Source organism: Thermococcus aciditolerans (genome assembly GCF_008152015.1).
GTDB classification, from domain to species: Archaea; Methanobacteriota_B; Thermococci; order Thermococcales; family Thermococcaceae; genus Thermococcus; species Thermococcus celericrescens.
Genome location: NZ_CP041932.1, coordinates 1,069,822 through 1,092,120 on the forward strand (window position 1 = coordinate 1,069,822; position 22,299 = coordinate 1,092,120).

General features: G+C 56.2%; 20 protein-coding genes. 5 read left to right on the forward strand and 15 right to left on the reverse strand.

The window, feature by feature from the left end:
- Positions 1 to 374 precede the first annotated feature (374 nt).
- Positions 375 to 1,700, forward strand: coding sequence for a TrpB-like pyridoxal phosphate-dependent enzyme (locus FPV09_RS05880; protein WP_148882713.1), 1,326 nt, complete (start codon positions 375 to 377; stop codon positions 1,698 to 1,700).
- A 5-nt stretch (positions 1,701 to 1,705) separates the two neighbouring features.
- On the opposite strand, the gene FPV09_RS05885 is transcribed toward FPV09_RS05880, so the two are convergent.
- From FPV09_RS05885 to FPV09_RS05895, 3 genes are all read right to left on the reverse strand, one after another.
- Positions 1,706 to 2,392, reverse strand: a complete 687-nt coding sequence (locus FPV09_RS05885; protein WP_148882714.1) for a Ribonuclease P protein component 3 — start codon at positions 2,390 to 2,392, stop codon at positions 1,706 to 1,708.
- A complete protein-coding gene (locus tag FPV09_RS05890; RefSeq protein ID WP_148882715.1) occupies positions 2,389 to 2,844 on the reverse strand; it encodes an RNA-binding protein in 456 nt (151 codons plus the stop codon). The genes FPV09_RS05885 and FPV09_RS05890 overlap by 4 nt, the downstream gene beginning before the upstream one ends.
- A gap of 178 nt (positions 2,845 to 3,022) precedes the next feature.
- Positions 3,023 to 3,607, reverse strand: coding sequence for a 50S ribosomal protein L15e (locus tag FPV09_RS05895; protein ID WP_148882716.1), 585 nt, complete (start codon positions 3,605 to 3,607; stop codon positions 3,023 to 3,025).
- A 127-nt stretch (positions 3,608 to 3,734) separates the two neighbouring features.
- On the opposite strand from FPV09_RS05895, the gene FPV09_RS05900 reads away from it, so the two are divergent.
- On the forward strand, positions 3,735 to 4,805 hold the full coding sequence (locus tag FPV09_RS05900) for a M24 family metallopeptidase (protein ID WP_148882717.1): 1,071 nt from the start codon (positions 3,735 to 3,737) through the stop codon (positions 4,803 to 4,805).
- Positions 4,806 to 5,058: 253 nt separating this feature from the next.
- On the forward strand, positions 5,059 to 7,959 hold the full coding sequence (gene leuS, locus FPV09_RS05905) for a leucine--tRNA ligase (protein WP_148882718.1): 2,901 nt from the start codon (positions 5,059 to 5,061) through the stop codon (positions 7,957 to 7,959).
- A gap of 100 nt (positions 7,960 to 8,059) precedes the next feature.
- Here leuS and FPV09_RS05910 read toward each other — a convergent pair whose 3' ends face one another.
- A complete protein-coding gene (locus FPV09_RS05910; protein ID WP_148882719.1) occupies positions 8,060 to 9,241 on the reverse strand; it encodes a hypothetical protein in 1,182 nt (393 codons plus the stop codon).
- Positions 9,242 to 9,553: 312 nt separating this feature from the next.
- Between FPV09_RS05910 and FPV09_RS05915 the strand changes: the two genes are divergently transcribed.
- Positions 9,554 to 10,354 carry a class I SAM-dependent methyltransferase gene (locus FPV09_RS05915; protein WP_148883725.1) on the forward strand — a complete coding sequence of 267 codons (801 nt, stop codon included), beginning with the start codon at positions 9,554 to 9,556 and terminating at the stop codon, positions 10,352 to 10,354.
- A 6-nt stretch (positions 10,355 to 10,360) separates the two neighbouring features.
- Here FPV09_RS05915 and FPV09_RS05920 read toward each other — a convergent pair whose 3' ends face one another.
- The 11 genes from FPV09_RS05920 to FPV09_RS05970 all read right to left on the reverse strand — a co-directional run bounded on the left by FPV09_RS05920 (position 10,361) and on the right by FPV09_RS05970 (position 21,396).
- Positions 10,361 to 11,884, reverse strand: a complete 1,524-nt coding sequence (locus tag FPV09_RS05920) for an MFS transporter (RefSeq protein ID WP_148882720.1) — start codon at positions 11,882 to 11,884, stop codon at positions 10,361 to 10,363.
- A 47-nt stretch (positions 11,885 to 11,931) separates the two neighbouring features.
- The gene (locus tag FPV09_RS05925; protein WP_148882721.1) at positions 11,932 to 12,543 is read right to left on the reverse strand and encodes a DUF3267 domain-containing protein; all 612 of its coding nucleotides are present in this window, start codon (positions 12,541 to 12,543) and stop codon (positions 11,932 to 11,934) included.
- Positions 12,543 to 13,574, reverse strand: a complete 1,032-nt coding sequence (locus FPV09_RS05930) for a polyprenyl synthetase family protein (RefSeq protein ID WP_148882722.1) — start codon at positions 13,572 to 13,574, stop codon at positions 12,543 to 12,545. The genes FPV09_RS05925 and FPV09_RS05930 overlap by 1 nt, the downstream gene beginning before the upstream one ends.
- Positions 13,575 to 13,641: 67 nt before the next feature.
- Positions 13,642 to 14,976: an RNase J family beta-CASP ribonuclease gene (locus FPV09_RS05935; RefSeq protein ID WP_148882723.1), complete on the reverse strand. Its 1,335-nt coding sequence runs from the start codon at positions 14,974 to 14,976 to the stop codon at positions 13,642 to 13,644.
- A 91-nt stretch (positions 14,977 to 15,067) separates the two neighbouring features.
- The gene (locus FPV09_RS05940; RefSeq protein WP_148882724.1) at positions 15,068 to 15,370 is read right to left on the reverse strand and encodes a hypothetical protein; all 303 of its coding nucleotides are present in this window, start codon (positions 15,368 to 15,370) and stop codon (positions 15,068 to 15,070) included.
- A gap of 56 nt (positions 15,371 to 15,426) precedes the next feature.
- Positions 15,427 to 16,545, reverse strand: a complete 1,119-nt coding sequence (gene fni, locus FPV09_RS05945; protein ID WP_148883726.1) for a type 2 isopentenyl-diphosphate Delta-isomerase — start codon at positions 16,543 to 16,545, stop codon at positions 15,427 to 15,429.
- Positions 16,546 to 16,776: 231 nt separating this feature from the next.
- Complete coding sequence (locus tag FPV09_RS05950; RefSeq protein ID WP_148882725.1) at positions 16,777 to 17,514, reverse strand: hypothetical protein; 738 nt, start codon at positions 17,512 to 17,514, stop codon at positions 16,777 to 16,779.
- Between the two features lie 57 nt (positions 17,515 to 17,571).
- Positions 17,572 to 18,363, reverse strand: a complete 792-nt coding sequence (locus FPV09_RS05955) for an isopentenyl phosphate kinase (protein WP_148882726.1) — start codon at positions 18,361 to 18,363, stop codon at positions 17,572 to 17,574.
- Complete coding sequence (locus tag FPV09_RS05960; RefSeq protein ID WP_148882727.1) at positions 18,360 to 19,364, reverse strand: mevalonate kinase; 1,005 nt, start codon at positions 19,362 to 19,364, stop codon at positions 18,360 to 18,362. Before FPV09_RS05960 ends, FPV09_RS05955 begins: the two co-directional genes overlap by 4 nt.
- 51 nt (positions 19,365 to 19,415) lie before the next feature.
- Positions 19,416 to 20,297 carry an MEMO1 family protein gene (locus FPV09_RS05965; protein WP_148882728.1) on the reverse strand — a complete coding sequence of 294 codons (882 nt, stop codon included), beginning with the start codon at positions 20,295 to 20,297 and terminating at the stop codon, positions 19,416 to 19,418.
- Between the two features lie 34 nt (positions 20,298 to 20,331).
- Positions 20,332 to 21,396, reverse strand: coding sequence for a pyridoxal-phosphate dependent enzyme (locus tag FPV09_RS05970; protein ID WP_148882729.1), 1,065 nt, complete (start codon positions 21,394 to 21,396; stop codon positions 20,332 to 20,334).
- 69 nt (positions 21,397 to 21,465) lie between these two features.
- Here FPV09_RS05970 and udp point away from each other — a divergent pair, with 69 nt between their 5' ends.
- Positions 21,466 to 22,299 carry a uridine phosphorylase gene (udp, locus tag FPV09_RS05975; protein WP_148882730.1) on the forward strand — a complete coding sequence of 278 codons (834 nt, stop codon included), beginning with the start codon at positions 21,466 to 21,468 and terminating at the stop codon, positions 22,297 to 22,299.

A 22,299-nucleotide genomic window follows, 5' to 3' on the forward strand; every position in this document is an offset into this window, starting at 1 on the left:
CTCAGGTACGGCTGGTGGCAGTGGGAACCGTGAGGCCCACTTTGTCACCGTGACAAAAAGACGCCAGGCTTTTTCCAATTTCCTGCCCGATGGCCAACCCGATGACCGAAAGGCTCTTAAGTGATGCGATGTTCCATACTTCGATGCCCCATGCGGTACAGGAGTGATTGTTTTTGGCTACCCTGAAGGTTTCTTGAATCCCAACGTTAGCCCACCGATTTTCGGGCGGGATTGCTTTTGGAGGCCCTAAAATAGGATGGGGGTATCGTTTTTGGCCGCCTTGAAGAGACCCCGAGTTATTGGCCAGCTCTCACTCTGACTATTCCCTCGCCTTTGGGACGTGTTTTTGAACCCGAATTAAAGGAGGAGATAGAATGAAAGCCGTTCTGCCGGATGGAAGGATACCCAAGAAATGGTACAACATACTGCCCGACCTTCCGGAGCCCCTGGCACCGCCACTCGACCCGGAAACCGATGAGCCCATGGAACCGGAAAAGCTGTTGAGGATTTTCGCGGAGGAGTTAGTAAAGCAGGAGATGAGCACCGAGCGCTACATTGAGATTCCGAGGAAGGTCCGTGAGCTCTACGCCAAGATAGGGCGGCCGACACCTCTCTTTAGGGCCACAAACCTCGAGAAAGCCCTGGGAACTCCGGCAAGGATTTACTTTAAGTACGAGGGTGCAACGGTGACGGGAAGCCACAAGATAAACACCGCCTTGGCCCAGGCCTACTATGCCAAGGAGCAGGGGATTGAGAAGCTTATAACGGAAACCGGGGCCGGACAGTGGGGAACGGCTTTAAGTCTGGCCGGGGCTCTGCTTGGACTCAAGGTCAGGGTTTACATGGCCCGCGCCAGCTACGTCCAGAAGCCCTACAGGAAGACAATAATGCGCCTCTACGGGGCGGAGGTCTATCCAAGCCCGAGCGAAAGGACTGAAATCGGGCGGAGATTCCTGAGGGAGGATCCCAACCATCCAGGGGGCCTTGGAATAGCCATCAGCGAGGCCATAGAGGACGTTCTCCGCGATGGGAATGCCCGCTACGCCCTCGGGAGTGTCTTGAATCACGTCCTCATGCACCAGACCGTCATAGGACTTGAGGCCATGGAACAGATGGGGGAGTTCGAGGAGCCGGACGTTATAATCGGCTGCGTCGGCGGTGGAAGCAACTTCGCCGGCTTGGCATATCCCTTCGTTAAGGAGGTCCTCGAAGGGAAAGCCGACTACGAGTTCATAGCGGTTGAGCCGAAAGCTGCGCCGAGCATGACAAGGGGAGTTTACAGGTACGACTTCGGCGATTCCGGCGGCTACACGCCGAAGATGAAGATGCACACCCTCGGTCACACCTACTACGTGCCCCCAATCCACGCCGGCGGGCTGCGCTACCACGGCCTCGCCCCGACGCTCAGCGTCCTCATAAACCACGGAGTAGTCACTCCGGTGGCCTATCATCAGAACGACGTTTTCCTGGCGGCGGAGCTCTTCGCGAAGACAGAAGGAATAATCCCTGCCCCAGAAAGCGCCCACGCGGTAAAAGGAGCTATAGACCGGGCCATAAGGGCAAAAGTGGAGGGGAGGGAAGAGGTCATCCTCTTCAATCTCAGCGGGCATGGGCTCCTCGATCTCAAGGGATACGAGGACTACCTCGACGGAAAGCTCGAGGACTACGAACCGGAGCACTTTCCGGCGCTTGGGGGCTGAGCCCCTCAAACTTTTTTCAGAAGCCTCCTCGGATAGAAGTTCAGGCTCGCCCTTGCCCTTGGGGCGTCCATGCCTATGTTTCTCCCGAGACCCATCAGATCCCCGGGTCCGCGAACCTCCCACTTCGTCTCCGCGGAGCTCGTGATGAACCTCGGCACACCGTATTTGTCCACCAGCTGCCAGGTCTTCGTCATGAAGCGGAGTATCTGAACCCTCTCGTAGGGGCCAGCAGAGAGCAGGGGCGCGAGGGAGAACCCTATGGCGACTCCCCTCCTGGCAGCCATTCCCGCGAGGGTGTGGTCAAATCCCGGATCCTTTCTCCCGAACCAGGGGCTTATGAGGGCATCAACACCGTTCTCAATGGCAAGACGGTTCACCCTCATATCGCCGCCCTGGACGTAGAGGAGGGCACGGAGGTTCCTCTTCTTTACCTCCTTTATCAGACCCGGCCTGCTTGTAACGAGCAGGAGGGCGACCTTTTCGTACCTCTCACGGAGGAGCCTGAGCTCATCCTTGAGCTCGCCCCAGTCGGGGGGACCATCAAGAACGAGCTTCCTCGTGAAGACGACCTCATCAAACCACTCACTGGCCAGCTCGTAGGCTTCCTCGCTCCTCACGTCCATCTCAACGAAGTGGTCGCGGGAGAAGGATACCTCCCCCTCCCCATCCTCAAGGGGCGTCCCGACGCTCATTCCTCCAGCCACTCCCGAACGGCTCTGACGACCGCTTCCTTCCTCATGGGGAAGGCCTTGACCTTTATCCTGACCTGCACCACGTCCGACCCCTCATCTATTTCCGACTCGCCGAGATACGCTTTCTGCTTGTTGAAGCGGACGTAGAAGGTTCCCTCCTCATCTACCTTCTCATCAAGGTGGTCCAGGAGGTAGCGCCTGTCCTCCTCGCTCAGCAACTCTTTGAAGTAGTCTATGAACAGCCTAACGGCCTTGCTCCGCTTGATTTCGACGTTGACGACCTTAATGGGGTTGCCGAAGAACCCCGTGGTCTCGTCGATATCGAAGATTATGTCCTCCTCGTCTATCTCCTCGGGGATGAAGGTCGCTATCGCCTCAAGAACCTTGTCCTCGTCCTCGGTGGCGTGGATGAACGTGGTAATTCTGATGTGATGCGCCCTTATCTTTGCCATTTGTTCTCACCGGGTTTGATTCGACGCCGTGCTTTAAAAGGTAACCGCCCCGGTTGTACAGCCACGTCGCGGAAGGCTCTCAACTCCAATAGAACCGCAGAACAAGTTACGGGACGGATCAATTAGATTTCGGAGAAACTGGAGAGAGACCGAAACGAAGAGAAAAAGGACTGAAAAATCACTTGCCCTTGCCCTTGTTGGCCCTTATGCTGGGCCTGACCTTCTCAGCGCCCTTGCCCTTGTTCCTCAGGCCGCGGCTCTTCCTGCCGGCGCTGGTGAGTCCGCGGAAGACGCGACCCTTGTGGGCCTTGCCGGTAATCCAGTTGATCTTGGGGTCGGCCTTGATGACCGGGTGGTGCGGGTCGACCATTATGACCTCAAACCACCTGTACATTCCGTCCTCGCCAACCCAGTAGCTGTTGAGAACCTCGAGGTTCGGGAACTTTCTGGCCGCCTTCTCCTCGGCTATCCACTGGAGGCTCTTCTTCGGGCTGTACTTCACCATACCCATCTTGCTCGGCTTCCTTCCGCCCTTCCACCTGGGCCTCTTCCTTCCGCCCTTCCTGACGCGGACGCGGACGATAACGTAGCCCTGCTTGGCCTGGTAGCCGAGCGAGCGGGCGCGGTCGAGCCTGGTCGGCCTCTCGGCGCGGACGACGACCGGCTCCCTCCTCCACTTGATCATCCTGACCTTGAGAAGGTCCCCAACGTAGCTCTTCTTCGGGCTCTTCCAGGCTTCCCTAATGTACTTGTACATGCTCATCTCGTTCACCTCTTCCCTGTTTGTGGTTCTCCCTTACGGGAACATCCCGCGGGTTTGCCCCGCCTAGTCGGTCGAGGTTCGAGGTTGAGTTTTTAAGGGTTGCGGAATAATGGGTAGCGGTGATGAAATGCGGCTCAGCAACCTGGTTTCCCTCATGAAGGAAAGGAACTTTGACGGTGCCCTGATCAGTCCCGGGACCAATCTCTACTATCTCACGGGCCTCCACATCCACGAGGCTGGTGAGAGGCTCACCGTTCTGGTTGTGAGCGCCGACGGCGACTACCGGCTCTTGGCCCCGAGCCTCTACGAGAACGTTGTCAGGAACTTTCCTGTTACATTCTGGCGCGACGGGGAGAACCCCTACGACAAGCTCGCCTGGATCCTGGCGGAGTTCCACCTGTCGGGCGGGAGACTTCTCATAGAGGACACGATGCGTGCCGACTGGCTCATGAAAGTCATCCACCTCGGCAGCTTCGAGTTCCACCCCCTGAGCTCGCTCATGAGGGAGCTCCGCATGAGAAAGGACAAGCACGAGATAGAGATGATGGGACACGCCGCCAAGGCAGCGGACAGGGTCTTCGATGAGATTCTGAGCTGGGACCTGCTTGGTATGCGCGAGCGGGAGCTGGCTTTGAAGATAGAGTTGGCAATAAGGGAGCTCAGCGATGGGATTTCCTTCGAGCCGATAGTGGCCAGTGGTGAGAACGCCGCCAACCCCCACCACGCGCCCGGGGACAGGAGGCTCAGGAAGGGCGACCTGGTGATACTCGACTACGGGGCGAAGTGGAAGGGCTACTGCTCGGACATCACGAGAACCATCGCCCTTGGACGACCGGACGAGAGGCTGGTGGAGATCTACGAGGTCGTCAAAGAGGCACAGGAGAGGGCATACCGGGCCGTCCGTGAAGGTGTTCTCGCGAGGGAGGTGGACGGGGCCGCGAGGGAGACGATAGCAAAAGCAGGCTACGGCGAGTACTTCACCCACAGAACCGGGCACGGACTCGGGCTGGACGTCCACGAAGAGCCCTACATCGGCCCGGACGGAAACGTGGCCCTGGAGAACGGCATGACCTTCACTATAGAACCCGGAATCTACGTTCCGGGCCTGGGCGGTGTTCGCATAGAGGATGACGTCGTCGTTCACGATGGAAGAGGAAAAAGGCTGACAAGGGCGGAGAGGGAGCTCATCCGGCTCTGAGGACACGCCACGTGAGCCCCGAACACATTTATTTTTCCTTTCCGTGGATACACCCATGCCGCGGTTGGCAAATCATCGTCCAGGGTGGATTCCAAAAGATTTAAATATCAGGAATCCTACTCGCTCCGATGCCAATGAGGGGGGAGTGTCTTCTCCATCGCTCGAATCGCAACCGTGCCTGATTTCCCGGATAACCCCCTTATTCTGGAGTATCGCTCACGCTCTTTTGAAAAAATTCTGAGGAGGTATAGCCATGGCTGAGCTTAACTTCAAGGCCATTGAGGAGAAGTGGCAGAAGCGCTGGCTGGAAGAGAAGGCCTTCGAACCGAAGGCGAATGAGAAACCAAAGGAGAAGAAGTTCTACATCACGGTCGCCTTCCCGTACCTCTCGGGACACCTCCACGTCGGCCACGCGAGGACCTACACGATTCCCGACGTCATAGCGCGCTTCAAGCGCATGCAGGGCTACAACGTGCTGTTCCCGATGGCCTGGCACATCACGGGAGCGCCGATAGTCGGAATCGCCGAGAGGATAAAGCACCGCGATCCCAAGACCATACACATCTACCGCGACGTCTATAAAGTCCCCGAGGAGATACTCTGGAAGTTCGAGGACCCGAAGGAAATCGTCAAGTACTTCATGAAGGCCGCAAAGGAGACCTTCATCAGAGCCGGCTTCTCAGTTGACTGGACCCGCGAGTTCCACACGACGAGCCTCTTCCCGCCCTTCAGCAAGTTCATAGAGTGGCAGTTCTGGACGCTCAAGGATAAAGGCCTTGTCGTTAAAGGAGCTCACAGGGTCAGGTGGGATCCGGTCGTTGGAACTGCCCTCGGGGACCACGACATAATGGAGGGCGAAGACGTCCAGATACTGGACTACGTCATCATCAAGTTCATCCTGGCGGAGGACGGCGAGGAAATCTACATGCCTGCTGCGACGCTGAGGCCCGAGACGGTCTACGGAGTAACCAACATGTGGCTGAACCCCAACGCCACCTACGTCAAAGCAAAGGTCAAGCGCGGCGAGAAGGTGGAGACGTGGATAATCAGCAAGGAGGCGGCCTACAAGCTCTCCTTCCAGGACAGGGAGATTGAAGTATTAGAGGAGTTCAAGGGCGAGAGGCTGATCGGAAAGTACGTGAAGAACCCGGTCACCGGCGACGAGGTCATCATCCTGCCTGCAGAGTTCGTTGACCCGGACAACGCGACTGGAGTCGTTATGAGCGTCCCGGCTCATGCGCCCTTCGACCACGTGGCCCTTGAAGACCTCAAGAAGGAAACCGAAATCCTGCTGAAGTACGAGGTCGACCCGCGCGTGGTTGAGGAGATAAGCTACATCTCACTGATCAAGCTGGAGGGCTACGGCGACTTTCCAGCTGTGGAAGAGGCTGAGAGGCTCGGCGTGAAGAGCCAGAAGGACGTTGAGAAGCTCGAAGAGGCCACCAAGAACATCTACAAGGCCGAGTACCACAAGGGAGTCTTCAAGGTAGAGCCCTACGCCGGCAAGTCCGTTCAGGAGGCCAAGGACCTCATAGCCAAGGAGCTCCAGGAGAAGGGAACCGCGGAGATAATGTACGAGTTCGCCGAGAAGCCGGTCATCTCGCGCTTCGGCAACCAGGCGGTCATTAAGATAATCCACGACCAGTGGTTCATTGACTACGGCAATCCCGAGTGGAAGGAGAAGGCCCGTGAGGCCCTCGCGAACATGACCATCTACCCGGAGAGCAGGCGCACTCAGTTCGAAGCCATAGTTGACTGGCTCGACAAGAAGGCCTGCGCGAGGAAGGTCGGCCTCGGAACGCCGCTCCCGTGGGACCCCGACTGGGTCATCGAGAGCCTGAGCGATTCGACCATCTACATGGCGTACTACACGATAAGCAGGCACATGAACAGGCTGAGGGAAGAGGGCAGGCTCGACCCCGATAAGCTCACGAGGGAGTTCTTCGACTACCTGTTCCTGGAGGAGTTCAGCGAGGAGAAGGAGAGAGAGCTGGCCGAGAAGACCGGAATCCCGGCGGAGACAATCCGCGAGATGAAGGAGGAGTTCGAGTACTGGTACCCGCTCGACTGGCGCTGCTCGGCGAAAGACCTGATACCGAACCACCTGACGTTCTTCATCTTCAACCACACGGCCATATTCAGAAAGGAGCACTGGCCGAAGGGCATCGCCGTTAACGGCTTCGGAACGCTCGAGGGCACCAAGATGAGCAAGAGCAAGGGCAACGTGCTGAACTTCATAGATGCAATCGAGGAGAACGGCGCCGATGTCGTCAGGCTCTACATAATGGGCTTAGCCGAGCACGACAGCGACTTCGACTGGCGCAGGAAGGAGGTTGGAAAGCTCCGCAGGCAGGTCGAGCGCTTCTACGAGCTGGTGAGCGAGTTCGCCACCTACGAGGCAGAGGAGACCGAGCTGAAGGACATCGATAAGTGGATGCTTCACAGGTTGAACAAGGCCATCGAGGGGGCAACTCAGGCCCTCGAAGAGTTCAGGACGAGGACTGCCGTGCAGTGGGCGTTTTACTCAGTCCTCAACGACCTGCGCTGGTACATGAGGAGAACCGAGGGAAGGGACGACAAGGCCAAGCGCTACGTCCTCAGAAAGCTCGCAGAGGTCTGGGTCAGGCTGATGGCGCCGTTTACGCCACACATCAGCGAGGAGCTCTGGGAGAAGCTCGGTGGAGAGGGCTTCGTCAGCCTGGCGAAGTGGCCCGAGCCGGTTCCGGAGTGGTGGAACGAGACCATCGAGGCCGAGGAGGAGTTCGTCAAGGCCCTCATCGAGGACATCAAGGAGATCATCAGGGTTGCCAAGATAGAGGACGCCAAGAGGACCTACGTCTACACCGCCCCGGAGTGGAAGTGGCGCGTTGTGGAAGTAGTCGCGGAGAAGAGGGACTTCAAGGGTGCCATGGCCGAACTGATGAAAGACCCAGAGATGAGGAAGCACGGCAAGGAGATCAGCAGGCTGATACAGAGGCTAATCAAGGAGAGGGCCTTCGACGTCAAGCGCATCAACGAGGAGGAGGCACTGAGGGAAGCCAAGGACTTCATGGAGAAGGAGCTTGGGGTCGAGATAATCATAAACCCCGAAGAAGATAAGGGAGGAAAGAAGAAGGCCGCGATGCCGCTGAAGCCTGCGGTGTTTGTGGAGTAACCTTTTATTTTTCTCTCAAATTGTGCCGGAAATTCCTGTATTCTCCTAACACCAGAAGCTCCAACAAGAAAAAGAAAAACAGATATAAATCAAAACTCCATCACTTCCTGTTTACGAACCAGGGGTACAGTTCGACGGTAAACTCTATGGGCGGTGCACTCGTGCTTTTTTTGACGGTATAGGTTCCACATCCCAGACCGCAGTATGGCCTAGTTTCTTCATACACGAAGTCTGCCTCAGCCCGTAGTTTTATCTCAATCATGTGGAAGGGTGTTCCTTTTTTCACAAAGGGAACAACTACTGGATGTGTTATAAATATCTGGCCCCACGCTGGAGAGCTTCCCAGCCATTCTTTCTTATTCAGACCATAAAACTCAAACTCGATATCTCTATTAGCATCAATGTCGTCGGTGTACCATTTGAACGTAAGCCCTTTAGTGTAGGTTTCACTGAATCCTGCCCCCGCGTTTGGAAGCCCAGTAGTATCAATACCAACATTCAGGCCCCACGTAACCGTAGGTTCAGATGAAGAGCCACTGCCTTCGGGTTTAAAGCTTCCAATTCCAAAATATGCCTGTTCGCGTGAGGGGTTCAGAATAGTAGCCCTTTCCCTGACTTCTTTTACTGCTACCCTGAAATCTTTTGGGGAATTTCTCTCACTAGGCACTTTTGCCTCATGGCTCAGGTACACATAGTAGTAGTACCCCATTTTCGCCTCAGTTACCCAAAAGTCCACTCCCAGTTTGTTGTACACAGTGACTTTGTCCCCCCTCCATGTTGTGATATCCCGAGAAGTGGTTATCGTGCTGATACGACCTATTGAGTCCCATTCTCTGCGGGGTTCATCTCCAAGTGCCCCTTTTACCCTGAGTGGAAGGCCTACAAACTTGGTGGCCTCGGAAGTGAACGATTCGTTCAGAATCCGCAAGCTGGCGTACCCGGAACTCTCATTGGCAAAGTAGTAGAGCGGGGCGTACATACCACCCGGCAGGGGTCTGAGTGCTATTCCTATAAAAGTACAATCCCCAAACTCCTCCAGATTTATTCTGAGAGTTAGTTTGTCCCAGTACTTCTGAAGGAACTGCTCTGCCATGTGCATACTGGATTTCCCAACAAACGTTTTCATGATAACTTCTTTTCCAGGGGTTGGTGAAATTGGAGGTTGCCCTTTAGACGGTGGTTCAAAAATTCCACCTCTGTTATTCTGCAATGCGCCTGCAAAAACCATACCACCAACCATCAGCAATCCAAGAAGGATCGCCAGCAGAGGCCTCCACTTCATTGAGTTCACCTCCGATAATGTTTTGCAAAATAATTATGAACTTGTATGTTTATAAATTTTTCTTTTTTTGAGTAAATAAAAAACAACTGTAAAAAATTACCATTGACACAGACATAACAAACAAGAGGAGAACCAAGATGACCATCCGAGTCCCCATAAGGCACATCAAAACATAGTATACAAAAAGACCCATATCTGTATTATCCAACCAGCCAAAAATTCCAACCTGCTATTAATTCTTCCCCAACTTATAAAACCTTTTCTCCGAAAACTCCTTAAAGAGAACATCTTTAGCCTTTTTCGGTGCCGACCATGCTTTTCGACGAGAAAGCATTTAGAGGAAAAGTCCTATCCAAAATTCCTCCTCGAAACGAGCCGCCTTTACCACCCGACTGGCTTCACACCGAAATGCTCGAACGCTTCCGCGTCCTCAGGTTCGCACCCATTGGGAAGAGCATGAACGTTCTAGAGGTTGGGTGCGGGGCTCACGCACTAACCACCGTGCCGCTGGCATACATCGTCGGAGAAACCGGTCGCGTCGTTGCCGTTGACCGCTCCCGCTGGCGCTTCTTCGAGGAGATAACATCCTCAGCAGGCTTAAAGCACCGGATAATCCCGCTCAAGGTTGATGCAAGGGAGCTCCCGTTCCCGTTTAAGGCCTTTGATTTAGCCGTTCTCGTCCACGGAATCCGGAGCCTGAAGAGCGAGGAAACTATGGTAAAGGTCATCTCGGAGATGCTCCGGGTTTCCGAGAAGGTCTTCATCGCGGAGAGTCTGCCCATAGCAAACAACGAGAGGCAGAGGGCGCACCTTGAGCTGTACAACCTGCGCGAGGAGATTTTTGAGGCGCTGTTCGGTGAGAAAGACGACCTGCACTACCCGACGCTTGAGAAACTAACCGAGCTGATTGAAAAAGCCGGCGGAGAGGTTATCGAGAGTGGAACCCTTGAACCGGACCTGCCGCACTATCTCGCCTACATCCCGCGCGAGTACGTGGAAAGAATAAGGGAGGAGGAAAAGCGCGCCGAACTCCTGGAAAGGTGGGAGAGGGCTTATGAAAAGTGGAAGAGAGGCGCGGAGCACCCACCCGTCGGCTGGGTTTTGGCCAGGTGATTACCTCTAACTTTCCCCCGCTTTCTCCCCCTTCGGGAGGAAGAACGATAGAAGGGCGCTGATGACGAGAACGCCCATCATAAATAGAACCGCAACCTTCATAGTGTCTATGAACGATGCCCTCACAATTTTAATAACTGCATCGTGGTACTCTGGCGGGATGTTCAGCTCACCCTGCTGCATCTTGATTATCCACTGAATCACGGCCTCCTTTATCTGCTCTTTGCTGCCCTCAATGACGCCTGACTCGTAAATCTGCCTCGTTATGCTGTGGATTATCCCGAGGATGAGCACTGCACCTATGAAGGCCGTTCCAAGCGACAGGCCGAACTGCTTCTGGGCGTTGAATATTCCCGAGGCGTCCGCCTGCTGCTCGGGTTTGGCACCCATCATGGCGAGGTTCGTTATCTGGGAGAATATCAGTCCAAAGCCCATGCCGTAGAGGGCCAGGCCGGGGGCGAAGTCCGAACCTGTCACACCAGGTTTCAGGACTCGCAGGACGAGGTAGAGGCCGACGAAGGTCAGAACGATGCCGAGCTGGATTATCTGCTTGGGCGTGAGGTACCTCGCAAACCTCTGCCCGCTCATGGAGAATATGAACATCATTATCGAGAGTGGAACTACCACGAAGCCCGTCTGGATGGCGTTGTAGTGGAGGTACTGCTGGACGAATACGGGAATAGTGAACATTATGCCCGCGAGCGTGAGCTGGAAGAAGATGCTGACCAGATTGGCCACTGTGAAGACCCTGGACTTGAAGATGTCAATGTCTATGAGAACGTCCTCACCCCTCTCCTTCCTCCTCTTCTCATACTTCCAGAATGCCGCTAAAACGACCAAGCCAGCAACCATGAGGAGCAGAACCGGTGGGTTCGAGAGCGGATCCATAATGAGGACCGAGAGTGTGAGCAGGAATAAACCAACGCCAACGAGGGCGGCCCCGATGGTGTCGAGCTTCACGACCTTCTCCGGCCTGTAATCGTGGAGCATCCTCATGCCGTAGAATATCCCGACCGCTATTATCGCCTCCATGAAGAAGCCGAGACGCCAGGTAATGTAGGTCGTGAAGAAACCGCCTATTATCGGACCGAAAGCCGCTGCCGCCCCTCCGACGCCTCCCCAGACGCCGAAGGCGAAGGCCCTGTCCTTGCCGGTGTAGGCCTTGGTGATGTACGTAACGGTGGCAGGCATCATCATCGAAGCACCGATGCCTTCGAGGATAGACCATCCGAGAAGAAGAACGGCGAGGTTTGGAGCGAAAGCAGCCATCAGTGTTCCTACTGTGTATATGACCAATCCCCTGAAGAAGACCTTCTTGGTCCACCATATATCGGCGAGCTTCGCGCCGGTTATCATGAAGGCAGCCATTACGAGGGAGTAGAGCGTTATCGCGCCCTGAACGCCGGCCACGGTTGTGTCAAGATCCCTTACAAGGGCGCTTATAGAAACGTTCATCATCGTCGTGTCGATGAACATTATGAAGAGCGCCGCGCTCATTATGATAAGGACTCCCCACTTAGACTGTCCCATCTAGTTCACCAGAGAACGATTAGGGGGAGCGATGTTATAAGATTTGCCTAGCCATTCTCGACGACGACTTCGACCCGGCCCAGGATGAGGATCACGAGAAAGAGCAGAAGAATCGCGACCTTCAGGGCAGGTGAAGCCCATCCTGGATAGGAGAGGGAAATCTCGGCATCGGAGCGGAGGGTCGTTCCGTCGTCGAAGACTTTCGCATCAGGGGGCATTCTGAGGAGCGAAAGGGCCGTGAGGAAATCACCCGCCATGCCGGCTGTGTTGAAGACATAGGCGAGAGCCCAGAAGTTGGAACGGAGGAGCCAGGCCAGGGACAGGAAGGCGGCCGATATGAGGAGCGGGGCGAGCGTAACAACAGCGTATTCCCTCGCGCGGAGGGGAGTTTCAATGGCTATGTAAGGCGCAACGATGAGCTTTCCAAAAGTGGTGATTCCAAACCGAACCTTAGCACCAAAAACTTTGGCAACAAGGGCGTGCAGCCCTTCGTGGAGCGGAACAAGGACCACCCACGGTAGAACAAGGAGGTAAAGAAAATCGCCGGGGGAACCTATCGAGACCTCCAGCCACGGCACCGCTAGGGCCGAAACGACGAGTAGCAGAAAGGAGAGAATAACGACGTCGGAGGAGTGATCGGAGAGCCTCAGCTCCCCCATCAGAACTCCCTCTCGACGAGGAACTCGGCGAGCAGCTCCAGATCCTTCCTCGCCTCGCTCTCCGGGAGAACCTTGAGGGCCTCGTTGGCCTCCCTCACGAGGTTCTTGGCGTACTGAGCGGCGTAGTCTATGCTGCCGTACTTTTTGAGAAGCTCGATAGCTTTAGCAACTTCCTCCTTGACCTTCTCGTCGTGTATCAGGGCGTCGCCCTTTGCATCGCCCGCGTACTTGCCGAAGACCCCCATAAACTCAGCCTTGTCCTCCTCGCTCGCGTGGTCGAAGAAGTGGCTGACTATCAGCGTCTTCTTGCCCTTCCTTATGTCGCTGCCGACGGGCTTTCCGAGCTTCTCCTCGTCGGCTATGAGGTCAAGCACGTCGTCCCATATCTGGAAGGCTACCCCGACGTTCATTCCCCACTTGGCGAGTGCTTTGATGTACTCCTCGTTATCTGTTCCGACTATCGCGCCTATCTCTGCCGAGCCCTCAAAGAGCGCCCCGGTCTTGCCGCTTATCATCCTGAGGTACTCCTCGACGGTGACTTCCTCTCTGGTCTCAAACTCTATGTCAAGTGCCTGTCCCTCGCAGAGCATGTTGGAGGTTCTGACCAGGACGTCGAGGATGCGGGCCTTCTTCTCCGGGCTCACATCGGCCCTGGCTATAGCCTCAAAGGCCTTGCTGAAGAGCAGGTCCCCAGCCAGAATCGCCATGTTGACGCCCCAGAGCTTGTGGACGGTCGGTCTTCCGCGCCTCAGCTCGTCCATGTCCATTATATCGTCGTGAACGAGGGAGTAGTTGTGGATGAACTCAACCGCGGCGGCAGGGTAGAGCGCCTTCTCAGGGTCTCCCCCGACGGCCTCGGTCGCGCGAAGAACCACAAAGGGCCTAACGCGCTTTCCACCGGCGAGCGGATAGTGTCTGGATGCGTCGTAGAGGTTCTTAGGCTCCTTCTCAGGGATGAGTTCGAATATGGCATCGTCAACGTCCTTTGCCATGGTCTTAACCCTTGCGAACAGCTCATCGTACTTCCCCATTATATCACCCCGTGAGTGATGAAAGCAATCTAAAGGAAAAATAGGGCAACTCTTTATCAGTTTTACCCTACCTTATCTCGACCAGGTAGCCGTTCCGCGACACAAAGACGTCCCTGCCTATCAGGTAGCCCTCCTCCTCGGCCAGCTCCGCGTAGTGCGTGAGCATCCTGAATTCACCGTGGGCGGGGACGATGTTCTCCGGGTTCAGCATCCTGATGAGGTACCTGTGATCTTCCCTGCTGGCGTGGCCGCTGACGTGGAGGTCCTTTATCATCCTGACGTTCTTCATCTTGAGCTTGGTCTCAAGGACGTAGCGCTGGGCCTTGTTGAGCGGGTTCGGTATCGTTCCAGCGGAGAAGACAACCGTGTCGCGCTTGCCGATGTCGTAGAGCTCGCCGTTGGCCATCCTCGTGAGGACCGCCCCGGGCTCGCCCTGATGGCCGGTGACCACGAGAAGGTAGTTCTCCCTCGCGCCCGAGACCTCCGCGAGAACCTTCCTTATGGCGTTGGGGCTCCTGACAGCGCGGGCGCCCTTCATTCTTATCAGCCCGAGCTGCTTGGCGATGCCGGTGTATTTGGCCAGGGAGCGGCCCACGAAGACCGCCTGCCTGCCCATCTTGTTGGCTATCCATATGAGCTCCTGGAGCCTGGGGATGTGACTGGCGAAGGTCGTCGCTATCAGCCCGTCCGCCTCCACGCCCTCGTAGAGGAAGAAGTCCTCCAGAAGCATCTGGGCAACGGCCTCGCTCGGGGTTTTTGTCGGCTCGGAGACGCGCGTGGATTCCGGAATGAGAACCTTGACGCCCTCCTTACCAAGCTCCTTGAGGCGTTTGTAGTCCGGCTTCTCGCCGAGGGGATTGTTGTTGTCGAACTTGAAGTCGCCGGTGTGGACAACCGCGCCCTCGGGCGTGTGGACGACGACCATGGCCGCCTGGGGTATCGAATGGGTTATCTGGACGAACTCTATCGCCAGATTCTCGCTGACCTGGACTATCTCGCCAAACCCGGTCTCGTACATGGGGTTCTTGACCTCGAAGTACTGCTCGCTCTTGACCTCACTCTTGGCGAGCTTTATTGTGTACGGCGTTCCGTATATGGGCACGTCGGGATAGTGGGGCGCGAGCTTGCCGATGGCGCCTATGTGGTCCAGGTGCCCATGGGTGAAGGTTATGGCGACGACCTTCTTGTTCCTGAGAATGGAATCGTCGGGGATGGCACCGAGCTTCTGAAGCTCCTTGGCCGGAAACTGCTGGATGTTGACGTCCTCGTGGATGAGAACGCGGTCGAGCCTTATTCCCATATCTATTATGACGACCTCCTCCCGGCCGCCGTTGGAGTAGCCGACGGCGGTCATGTTCTTGCCGACTTCCTCGTAACCGCTAATGGTGTAGATTTTTATCATGTCTATTCCTCCTTACGCCCCCAGGCCTCTCCTGAGGCGTGGGGCTGCGTTGGTCTTAGTTGTGGGCAGGGGTTTAAAAAGGTGTGCATTCTCAGGCGCTTTTCCCGTCAAGGTACCGCATCAGCGGAATGCCCGCCAGGGCGGCAACGAGCAGAAACGTAGGGATCCACCAGAGGCCCCACTTGTAGAAGGGCCCCTCCCCTGACAGAAGAGATAAAACGAAACCGACAAACGCCCCCAAAAGAAAGAGGGCGTTTCTCCCGGGCGTCACGGAAGGCCGGAGGATTATCCTGATGAGCGAACCAAACCAGAGGGCGAGGAACATCGTGAATGGGTTCAAGGTAACACAGAAGCCTTCCAGAAAGCTCAATATAAACCCAGTCCGTTTCCCCATTGCGACCACAGAGAGTACCAGATTAAAAGTTCAAAGAAGATTATATGGGGTTGAGGTCATCTTTCCCGCAGATACTCCCCCAGGTCGATCCTCTGCTCGAGCCACTCCCTCGTGAAGCCCGTAATCACGAGCGGAACTCTCCTCAGCTCCTCGATGTTTCTCGCACCGACGAGGAACATGGCGTTCCTTATCTCCTCGATGTATCTCCGCAGGATTTTGATGACACCCTCGACGTCGCCTTTCACAGCCGGTTTGAGGAGAGGCAGTGCAACGCCGGCGAACGTAGCACCCATCGCCAGGGCCTTCGCCATCGTTATCCCGTCGCGCATGCCGCCCGTGGCTATAATCGGCAGCTCGGTGGAGTAGCGAACCTCAGCCACGCTTATGGTGGTCTTTATGCCCCAGTCCCAGAACCTGAGGGCCATGTTTCTTCCCATCTCGTCCTTTGCCCTGTAGTACTCAACGCCGCTCCAGCTCGTCCCCCCGAGGCCGCCGACGTCGATGGCGTCGATGCCGATGCCTTCGAGCCTTATCGCAACCTCCAGTGAGACTCCCGCACCGGTTTCCTTCGCTATAATCGGATAGGGGAACTCGGCCCTGAGTTCCGCCAGGGCATTCAAAACGCCCCTGTACTGCGTATCACCCTCAGGCTGGACGCTCTCCTGGAGCGGGTTGAGGTGTATCGCCAGAGCATCGGCCTGAATCGTCTCGACAGCTTTCAGGGCCTCATCAATTCCATACCTGTCGGGCATCGTCTCGGCGAACTGGGGTGCCCCGAGGTTGCCGACGAGAAAGACGTCAGGGGCGACGTCGCGGACGTAGTAGCTCTCCCAGGTTTCGGGCTTCCGTATCATCGCCCTCTGGCTGCCGACGCCCATTGGTATGTTCAGCTCCTGGGCGGCCTTCGCTAAAGTCTTGTTTATCTTGCCCGCGAGCTGAGAGCCCCTCGTTCCGCCGGTCATTCCGGCTATGAAAATCGGGTAATCGAACTTCCGCCCGAGAAACTCGACGCTCAAATCAACCTCGTCCTTGTCTATCTCGGGCAGGCTCATGTGGACGAAGTGAACGTCCTCAAAACCGTTGGAAACGTGGGCCTGGACGTTCCTCTTGAGGCAGTGCTCTATGTGCTCAAACTTCCTGATGAGGGTGAGTTCCTCCCTATCAAAAGCCTCCATTTCAACCACCGAAGAGAGAACGGAGCCGAAGGTTAAGAGGTTTTTGGAGCACAGCCGAATTTCTCAACCGCCCAGGCAATACTTATAGCAGGATTTTGTATATTACAAGCTATTTAACGGAGAAATGAAAAATGTCAACATCGTCCGGGCGGAATGCGGGCAGTGCTCTGATCATCGACCTAACGAGGGAGGAGGTGCACACCAGAATAAAGGAAGCGTGGGTTAAGGCAATCAGTCGCTTTCACACGGGAGTGTCGCATTGAAGACTCTAACCTCCACCCAGCCGCCACGCTTTTCCCAGTAGGTGAACTCAACCCATTTGGAGACGTTAAAGCTGAAGAGGGTCTCGAGGGTGCCGTTGCCGAAAACTGGGTATCCCGGCCCGGGGCGAATGGTCAGGCGGGTGCTGATGTGACTGGGTTCGACTTCACTTCCACCGGTCTCATGGAAGTAAACCAGGACAACGGGGATAACCGAACAGCGGGAATAGTTCATCGCCTGCAGTGGGAGCTCGATCCTGCCGCCGGTCACGTTTGAGGGGACGAGGTATGAAGCCCTCACCATCTCCACGTGAGGCGTGGCAAAGCCCGGGGTATCGTAATACCAGACATCATAGCTCATTTCACTCCGGTTTACCTGCCTCTCTGCGGGGTAAACTGTGAGGTTCACCCAGGGGACGCCACGCAGGAATGTATAAACTCCATGCGGTAAGGAGACGCCGAAAGGATAGAACAGAAACACCGAGTCACGACCGTTCAGGAGCCGCTCTAGGGGTTTCCTCTGGAGATGCCACTCGATGATGAGTACAGACCCGTTCGACGTCTCTACAACGGAGCTAGTGACCCTGAGGCCCTCTGGGCCGGCCATGAAATCGTTCAGAGCGCCCATTCTGGCGGCCGTTTCAATGCCGAGGAATGCCCATCCAAAGATAACAAGGATAAGTACAACGGCGAGAGCCTTTCTACCCATCACGAACCCCCGTGGTGAATACACAGATGGAAATAAAAAGTTTACGCTTTGCAGGCGTTACCCTTTAATTCTCGTGCCGAAGCCGTCGCCCCTTATCGCCCCGCTCAGCCTTCCCGGAACCTTCCCGTTGACAAACCAGACCTCCGAGTGCTCTGCTATCTTCTTTGCTTCCTCCAGCTTGTTGCAGATTCCCCCGGTGACGTCGGTTCCCGCGGCGGTGCAGTGGAGCCTTTCGAGGAGAGAACCTATTTCCGCCCTGCTGAGACTCTGAATCAGTCCTCCCTCACCAGGCTTGCCATCGTAGATTCCGTCAACGTCCATGAGGAATATAACCTTGTCCGGCTCAAGCATCTTGGCGAGGTAGGTAATGATCTGGTCACCGGAGAGTATGTCGATGCCCTTCGCGAGGTCTATCGAGACGTCCCCAAAGAGAACGGGGATGAACCCAAGCTCCAGCAGCCTTTCCACGACCTCAAGGTCTCCGTAGGCGACCTCACCGTTCTCGGTTATGAAGACCGAAGATGTGGAGACTGAGAAGGCTGGCAGGCCCTCACGGACGAACGCTTTGATGAACTCCGAGTTTGCCCGGAGCATGGCCTGATGGGTCTCGGTGAAGCCTATCCTCCGGAAGTTGGCGGTCTCCCAGTCCTCAGGGAGGCCGTCGCGTATACCGTACTTTTTCGCCTCAGGATGGCCGAAGCTCCCGCCTCCGTGAACGACGATGAAGTTCTCACGGGGATAAAACTTGGCTATCTCCTTCGCTATGTTCCTGACGGTTTCATGGTCAAAGTTCTCGGGCTCACCCTTCTTATCGCTGAAGACGCTGCCGCCGACTTTGACGATTATCATGGCAGGACCTCCTCTATCCTGAGTCCCTCGCGGCTTATCCTCGTTATCATCGGCGTTCCGCCGGCTATCGTTATGGCAGTTGCAACTTCGCTCTGGTTCTCCGGGGCCAGGGCGTACATGCAGCCGCCGCCACCTGCACCGGTTATCTTTGCTCCTATTGCCCCGGCAACCCTCGCGGCGTAGACCAGCTCGCTGAGCTTTTTCGTTGAAACTCCGAGGGCGTCTAGGAGGCCGTGATTGAGGTTCATGAGCCTTCCGAGCCGGGTGAAGCGGAGCTCCTCGTCGAGGTCAGAGGTTATAACGTCGCGGGCCTTCTCGACTATCTTGCCCATCGCAACGAGCACCGGTTCTATAACCTCTGGCATCTCCTCGTAGGTTCTCCTCACCATAGCCACGAGCTCCTTTGTTGAACCGCTCGAACCCGTGTAGCCGACGACTATGGGCAGCTCCATGAAGGGCAGGTGCTCGAAGTCCCCCTTCTCGTAGTGGATGAAGCCGCCTATGGCCGAAACCGTTGGGTCTATACCGCTCGATGCCCCCTGGACGAGGAGTTCGACCTTATGGCCGAGCTTTCCTATCTCCTCGTTGGTCAGCTCAAGGCCAAACAGTTTTGAGACCGCACCGATGGTCGCAACGGCAACCGCAGCGGATGAGCCGAGGCCAGCACCGACAGGAATTTGAGATGTTATCGAGACGGTTACACCCTTACCGTTCGCATCTGCCTCTTCCCTCACCAGCTCTATGGCCTGACGGACGTAGCTGAGGACTTCAGCGGCCTTTCCGTAGTCGCTCTCGAAGTAAATCTCGTCCTCGGAGAAGGATACCGTAAGGCCCGGAACGCGTATGTCCTTGGCCTCTATCTTTATCGCACCCCTATCGTTAAACCCTGCCCACACGTAGGTTCTGAGGTCTATAGCTGCGGCTATCGCTGGTTTACCGTAAACGACGCTGTGCTCGCCGAAGAGTATAATTTTAGCCGGGGCAGATGCCAAAACCCTCATCTTTGACCCTCCCAGAAGAGAAAGAAGTGAAAGTTTATGTGGCTTTTGGTCTTACCTCCTCATCACGATGCTCGCGTAGCCGACGATGGCATCGGTGCTCCTGCTGACCTCGAAGCTCGTCGTGTAGTGCAACAGTTCTGCCTCAAGCGCTCCGGCAAGGCGGGAATAAACCATCGCCGTTCCGACTCCTCCAGGCCCGCACATGGTGTGGTTCATATCCCTCAGTTCCCTAAACATGCCCTTAACGTCGAAGTCGAGGATTCTCCTTATTACGCGGAAGTCCCACTCCGTTATCCTGTGGGGGAGCTCGCTCGCCCTCGCCCTGAAGGGCACGTAGCCGTACATTGGGCCGTAGTGCATGAAGTCGGTGCTCGCTACCACAACAACGTCCCTGCCGAGCTCCCTGGAGGCCTCAAAGACAGCCTTTCCGAGGTCTTCGGAAACCTCCTCGTCCTGAATGCCAAGGGCTATTGGAACTATTCTAACTTCCTTCCCGGCGAGCTCGCTGAGGTACTGGATGAACGGGAGCTGAACCTCTATCGAGTGCTCGTATTTGTGGGCCAGCTCATCGAGGTCGGCTATGCCAGAGAGCTTCGCTATAGCTTTGGCCATCTCGGAATCAACCTCGACGTCACCGAGCGGTGTGCGCCACTTTCCGGCCGGGTAGACCGCTATCGGAGAGCCCAGGCCGGTGTGATTCGGGCCGAGGATTACGAACGTTTCAGGAAGACCGTCCTCGAATATCGCCCTGTAGGTTCTCGAAGCCGTGTAGCCCGAAAAGACATAACCCGCATGCGGTGCAACTCCGGCCGTGATCCGTCTCTCGTTTCCCTCCTCGCCAAGGTTGCTGAAGAACTCCTCCAGCATCTCGATGAGCGCTTTGCCCGATGGATAGAAGCCACCGGCAACGGCAGGATACCTTACCTCCGCCATTCTCTCACCCCCAGCAATTTTTGGGATTCAATCCTTAAATACCTTCAACCGTCTTTAGCCCGGAGCCTGTAAGCGGGAGGAGCACTCTCGACCCGCCCTCAATCTCCCCCGATTCCATTAGCTTCCAGAGCGCCGCGAGAACCACCGCGGAGGTCGGCTCGACGAGGAAGCCATGTCTTTTGAGCCAGTTGAGCGCGCCTATTGTTTCAAGCTCATCCACACTTACGCACAGGCCGTTGGTTTCCTTAAGTGCCCTCTTCATCTCATGAAACCGAGGAGGTTCAGGAATCGTTATACCCTCCGCAGTGTCGTTCTTCATTGATGAGCGCTCACAGAGGCTCTCGTAGCCCGAAGCCTGAACAGCCACAAGTCTTGGGAGCCTATCAATTTCACCCATGTCCTTAAGTTCATTAAACCCCTTCCAAAGGCCGAGGAAGAGCGTCCCGCTGCCCACCGGCGATAGGACGTAGTCGGGAACGCCGAGTTGCTCGTAGGTCTCGAAGGCGACCGTCTTTGTTCCCTCGATGAAGTATGGATTGAGCCAGTGGGAGACGTAGGTCAGACCGCTCCGCTCCGCGAACTCCACTGCCCTCTTGTGAACGGCCATCCTGTCACCGTCGACGAAGTGCATCACCGCTCCAAGGCGCTGGAGGAGTGAGAGCTTTCCGGGACTTGTATCGTAGGAAACGAACCCATGAACCCTGATCCCAGAAGCGAGGCCGTAGAGGGCAAAGCTCAGGGCGGCGTTTCCGGAGCTGTCGAGGACGACCTCGGTGATGCCCTCCTCCCTCAGCTTCGCCACCGTCACGTAGGTGCCCCTGTCCTTAAAGGAGCCGGTTGGCTGGAGGTATTCGAGCTTGAAGAACCCACTGACTTGGCCGATCCGAAGGGCGCTCACAGGGGTTATCGCCGGCGTTGCTGGAGGGAGGTAATCCTCGTCCACCGGAAGGAAATTGAGGTAGCGCCGCATATCAATATGGGGCCTGAGGCTACCAAAGAAATCGACGTAGTCCCTCTCCACAAGCAGAGTGCCGCCGCAGTCACAGGTCAGGCGAAACGTCTCAGGGTACACCTTTCCGCAGTGTGAACAGACGAGCATGGTACCACCCAAGGGTTTTTAGGTTCCGGCGGCAATACATAACGCACAGAGAATAAAAAGGTGGTTGCCATGGTTGAGAAGTTCGTTTCAGCCGAGAGACCCCAGACGGAAGAGGGTTATCAGTATCACATAGCCTGCAAGCCGGGGGACGTTTCGAGGTACGTCCTCCTGCCGGGAGACCCCGAGAGGGTGCCAAAGATAAGCTCCCTCTGGGACGAGGCGAGGGAGATAGCATTCCACAGGGAATACAGAACGCACACCGGAAAGTACAAAGGCGTGCCGATAAGCGTGATCTCGACGGGAATAGGCGGCCCCTCGACGGCGATAGCGGTAGAGGAGCTGGCCGCGATAGGCGCGGACACATTCATCCGCGTTGGCTCCACCGGTGCAATCCAGCCGGGAATGGAAATCGGAGACCTGATTATAGCGAAGGCCGCCGTGAGGCTTGAAGGCACCTCAAAGCAGTACGTCCGCATTGAGTATCCTGCCGTTGCGGACCTCGAAGTTACCCTCGCCCTTATCGAGGCCGCGGAGACTTTGGGCGTGCGCTACCACATCGGTATCACCGCCTCGACCGACAGCTTCTACCTCGGCCAGGGAAGGCCGGGACTCAAGGGCTACTTCCCGAGCTTTGCGAAGAACATAATGGACGACCTGAGGCAGGCCAACGTCACCAACTTCGAGATGGAGGCCGCGACGCTCTACACGCTTTCCAGCATCTACGGGCTGAGGGCCGGCTGCGTCTGCTCCGTCTTCGCCAACAGGGTAACCAACGAGTTCGGCAAGGCCGGGGAGAAGGAGGCCGCCCTCGTTGCCAGCGAGGCCGTGAAGATACTCGCGGAGTGGGACGAGGAGAAAGAGAGGGCAGGAAAGAAAGTCTGGTTCCCGGGGCTGAGGGGTTGA